Origin of the sequence: Nocardia wallacei, assembly GCF_029869545.1 — a bacterium.
Lineage (GTDB): Bacteria > Actinomycetota > Actinomycetes > Mycobacteriales > Mycobacteriaceae > Nocardia > Nocardia wallacei_A.
Genome location: NZ_JARWQD010000048.1, coordinates 1 through 3,612 on the forward strand (window position 1 = coordinate 1; position 3,612 = coordinate 3,612).

Genomic DNA, 3,612 nt, shown 5'->3' on the forward strand with positions numbered 1-3,612 from the left:
CATGACGATGCCGTGGCGGTTCTCCTCGGCGGTCCAGCGTCCGACCCAGGTGCCCCAGGCACCGTCCTGGGAGAAGTTCTCGGCGATCTCGCGGTGGTAGGAGGGCAGGTTGTCCTCGGTCAGCAGGTTGGTGATCATCGCCGCCTTGGCGACCTCACTGAGCTGTGACTGCGACGGGTCCCAGTCCACGCCCCCCAGCGCGGCGAAGTTGCGCCCGTCGTCCCACGGCACGTAGTCGTGCGGGTGCCATTCCTTGGCCATCGACAGGTGGCGGTTGACGTTCTGCTCGGCAACCGGCTCCAACTCCGTCAGCAGTTCGAGTTGAGTCAGATCCCTTGCCATATACATTGCCCTTCGGTGTGTCGTGCGCTCTTGCTCGTCAGTCCCCCTTGGCCTTGCCGCCGCGGCCCATACCTTACGGCACCGTAGGTGTGATGCGAAACGCATCTGGGTGACTTCACAGTGTCCGTGATGGAACTCATATGGCGACGTCGGGGCGGGTACAACGCCTCCGAGTCTAGGCGTCCGGGCCGCGCCGTGCTGACTATCGTTCCCAGCTGCGAAGTGTTAGCCGGTCACGGAAAACCGCCCGCCGCGCGCGGCGACGGGCGGTGGGCGCGGGGTCTCAGCGCTTGCCGCCGAGCAGTCCACCCAGGATGTTTCCGAGCGCGCCGCCGGCATTCTTGCCCAGCGCATCCGAGATCGCTCCGCCGATGCCGCCGCTCTTGCCCGCCCCGCCCAGTAGCCCGCCCAGAATGTCGCCGAGGCCGCCGCCCGCACTCGGCGTCGGGGCCGGGGTGGTGCCCGCCCCCGCGGATCCGCCCGCCATCTGCTTGCCGAGATAGGCGAGCACGATCGGGGCCAGCAGCGGCAGTATCTTGGCGACGAGTTCGTTGCCGCCGGAGCCCTCGGTCGCGCCCAGCGCGTTGATGACGGTGTTCTTCTCCTCGCCGAAGACGTTGTCCACGATCTGTTCCCCCGAGTTCGCGTCGACCTGCTCGATATCGACGCCGCCCGCCAGCAGGCCGTCGTCCTGATGCTGGTCGACCAGACCCTGGACGGTCTGTTCCTGTTGAGGATTGCCGGTCTGTGCCTGAAGGCCGCCGAGCAGGGCGGGCAGCGCGGTCTGCACCGCGCTCGTCGCGGTCGCCCGGTCGACGCCGAGCTTGTCGGCGATCTGGCCGATCGGAACTTGGGAGAGCAGGTCATCGAACGAATTCATGGCTGAAGCCCCTCTCGTGGGATGGACCGGTGGCCACCGGATGTGCTCACAGTAAGCGAGGGTTCCGGGCGAACGCGGAAGATTTGCCAGGTCGTGACCGGCAATGCGCGACGGGCCGGAGCCCTGCGGCTCCGGCCCGTCGGAAAACGTGCCCCCACCAGGGCTCGAACCTGGGACCTGCGGATTAAAAGTCCGTAGCTCTACCAACTGAGCTATAGGGGCGCGGATCGCAAGTCTAATGCGCCGGATGCGCGAGTGGTAACCGGTATCCGGGTGTGGGTGTTTGCGCTGTCTGCGTGGGTGTTCCGCCGCCGGGCCGGGTGGTGCCCTCGAATGCCGCCGGTGGGTCCGCGCGGGGGTGGTGGACGGGCGCCGCGGGGTGGTGGTGGATCGATCGGCGGGCGGCGGGGCGGGACATGGTGTGCGCGCGATTGATACGCGGAGGGGTGGTCGGGCGATACGTCCTGAGGCGTGGACTCGGATCCCTGTGCCCCCGGTGCCGGGGGCAAACATCTTGGTTCCCAATTTGTTTGAGCGCAGAAGTGTGGAAATATCAACCAAACGTGGTGCGTAGCAACGCAATTGGCAGTGGAGGTGAGTGTGTCCGCGGATCGTCCGGGGGGACGACGGGAACGGGGGTGGATGTGTTCGGTGGGTGTCGGGCCGTCCGGGCGGAGATCGCCCGGGGGTGAACGGCGCTGGGGCGCGGCGGAATTCGCGAAAGGAACCAATCGCCCATTGGGTAGCCGTGTATTTGCCAGCGTTCGAGAAACGCAATCGGGCGAACTGACTTGCCGGTACGCCCTACGGCGAGTGCTGATTCGGGGTACGGTGACCGCTTGGTGAATTCCGTAAGAATCGGGAGTGCCCCGGTGCGATGGGATTCGGCCTATGGTTGATGTGCCCGACGATGTCGCGACCGGTCAGACCCGATCGCGACGCCCTGGAGATTGCGTCGCAGGAGGCAGATCCGAGACGAAGAAAACGCCCGGGTGCGCACCCCCTGCGGCGCACCCGGGCGCCGAGAACTATACCAGCCAGCGTGTTTCAGGTTTTCTCGCGAGTTTTCGTACCAAAAGTTTGAAAAACCGGGCGATAGCCCGCATTGAAGTATTTGAAAATCGTATAACTTCGCGTCGAGGACTGCTCCCCACGGGGGTCCTTCCGACGGCAAGTAGCTTCGGAGGCGTTTCGAGCATGGCACGGCAGCAAGAGCGGGCCCGCCGGACACGTGCGGCGATCATCAGGTCCGCCGCCGTTGAATTCGGGAAGAGCGGCTATGCCGCGGCGTCGCTCAACCGCATATTGGAGGGATCGCGCGCCACCAAAGGCGCCATGTACTTCCACTTCGACTCCAAGGAGGATCTGGCGCGCGCGGTGTTGGACGCCGCGGTCGAACGCTACCGCGCGACCACGGAAAGATGGCTCACCAGAACGGATCTCGGATCCCTGGATGTGCTGCACGGGATGATCGACGAGATCGCGCTGCGGCTCGAGAACGACATCATCATCCAGGCCGAATTCCGGCTCATCATCGAACCGGAGTTCTATCGCGACGTCCAGGCCGGCGGCGGGCGCATCCTCGGGCGGGCCACCCGGCTGCTCGCGGTCCGCGCGGTCGACCAGAAACAGCTGCGGCCCGACGCCGACCCCGACCGGTTCACCCGCACCCTCGCCGCCGCGCTGGCCGGGCAGCGCTACATCATCGACCTGCTCGGCGGCGGAATCGACCTGCGGTCGCGGTTCACCGAGGCCCTCGAGGTCATCGTCGAGGCCATGGCCACACCCGAGTGGCTCGAGGAGTTCCGGCGCATCGGCTGGCGCGCGTCCGCGCGGCTGGAGGACCTCGGCGTCTGAACCCCTGACCAGCCGATTTGGGATTCGCGATCGAGCTGTCATAAGCTATGCGGGCTCCCAACGGAAGCCGTTGAGAAACGGACCGGAGAGATCCGGCGGGCCCCCTTCGTCTAGCGGCCTAGGACGCCGCCCTTTCAAGGCGGTAGCGCGGGTTCGAATCCCGTAGGGGGTACGACGATGGCAACATCGTCGAAGGAGCAGAGCAAGGCCCTGTGGCGCAGTTGGTTAGCGCGCCGCCCTGTCACGGCGGAGGTCGCGGGTTCGAGTCCCGTCAGGGTCGCAAGACAAGCCAGGCATTCGGTACGGGTGCCTCCGGCCAGGTAGCTCAGTTGGTACGAGCGTCCGCCTGAAAAGCGGAAGGTCGCCGGTTCGATCCCGGCCTTGGCCACCTTCTCAGGGGTTGCCTGTTCGTGGCCCCCATCCGGGGCCCACTCCCACGTTCGAAGGTGATTTTTTGGGGGGGGGGCCCCCCCCCCCCCCCGGGGGGGGGGGGGGGGGGGGGGGGGGGGGGGGGGGGGGGGGGGGGGGGGGGG

General features: G+C 66.7%; 3 protein-coding genes and 4 tRNA genes. 4 read left to right on the forward strand and 3 right to left on the reverse strand.

The genetic code is table 11. The annotated features are described in order from the left end of the window. The 3 genes from QH290_RS02380 to QH290_RS02390 form a co-directional block, all read right to left on the reverse strand. On the reverse strand, positions 1 to 342 hold a 342-nt coding region (locus tag QH290_RS02380; protein WP_280269209.1), incomplete at its 3' end, for an acyl-ACP desaturase. 283 nt (positions 343 to 625) lie between these two features. Then, positions 626 to 1,222 (reverse strand): DUF937 domain-containing protein, encoded by a 597-nt coding sequence (locus QH290_RS02385; RefSeq protein ID WP_280269210.1) that lies wholly within the window; start codon positions 1,220 to 1,222, stop codon positions 626 to 628. Positions 1,223 to 1,371: 149 nt separating this feature from the next. Next, a tRNA-Lys gene (locus tag QH290_RS02390) sits at positions 1,372 to 1,444 on the reverse strand. Positions 1,445 to 2,419: 975 nt separating this feature from the next. Here QH290_RS02390 and QH290_RS02395 point away from each other — a divergent pair. The 4 genes from QH290_RS02395 (at position 2,420) to QH290_RS02410 (ending at position 3,467) form a co-directional block, all read left to right on the forward strand. Beyond that, positions 2,420 to 3,079, forward strand: a complete 660-nt coding sequence (locus QH290_RS02395; protein WP_280269211.1) for a TetR/AcrR family transcriptional regulator — start codon at positions 2,420 to 2,422, stop codon at positions 3,077 to 3,079. A 99-nt stretch (positions 3,080 to 3,178) separates the two neighbouring features. Then, a tRNA-Glu gene (locus QH290_RS02400) sits at positions 3,179 to 3,251 on the forward strand. A 34-nt stretch (positions 3,252 to 3,285) separates the two neighbouring features. Next, positions 3,286 to 3,359 (forward strand) — tRNA-Asp (locus QH290_RS02405). Positions 3,360 to 3,393: 34 nt separating this feature from the next. Continuing rightward, a tRNA-Phe gene (locus QH290_RS02410) sits at positions 3,394 to 3,467 on the forward strand. The last annotated feature ends 145 nt before the right edge of the window (positions 3,468 to 3,612 follow it).

Coding starts and splice junctions, on each gene's coding strand:
- QH290_RS02385 (WP_280269210.1), bottom strand. CDS start 1,222: ATGAATTCGTTCGATGACCTGCTCTCCCAAGTTCCGATCGGCCAGATC.
- QH290_RS02395 (WP_280269211.1), top strand. CDS start 2,420: ATGGCACGGCAGCAAGAGCGGGCCCGCCGGACACGTGCGGCGATCATC.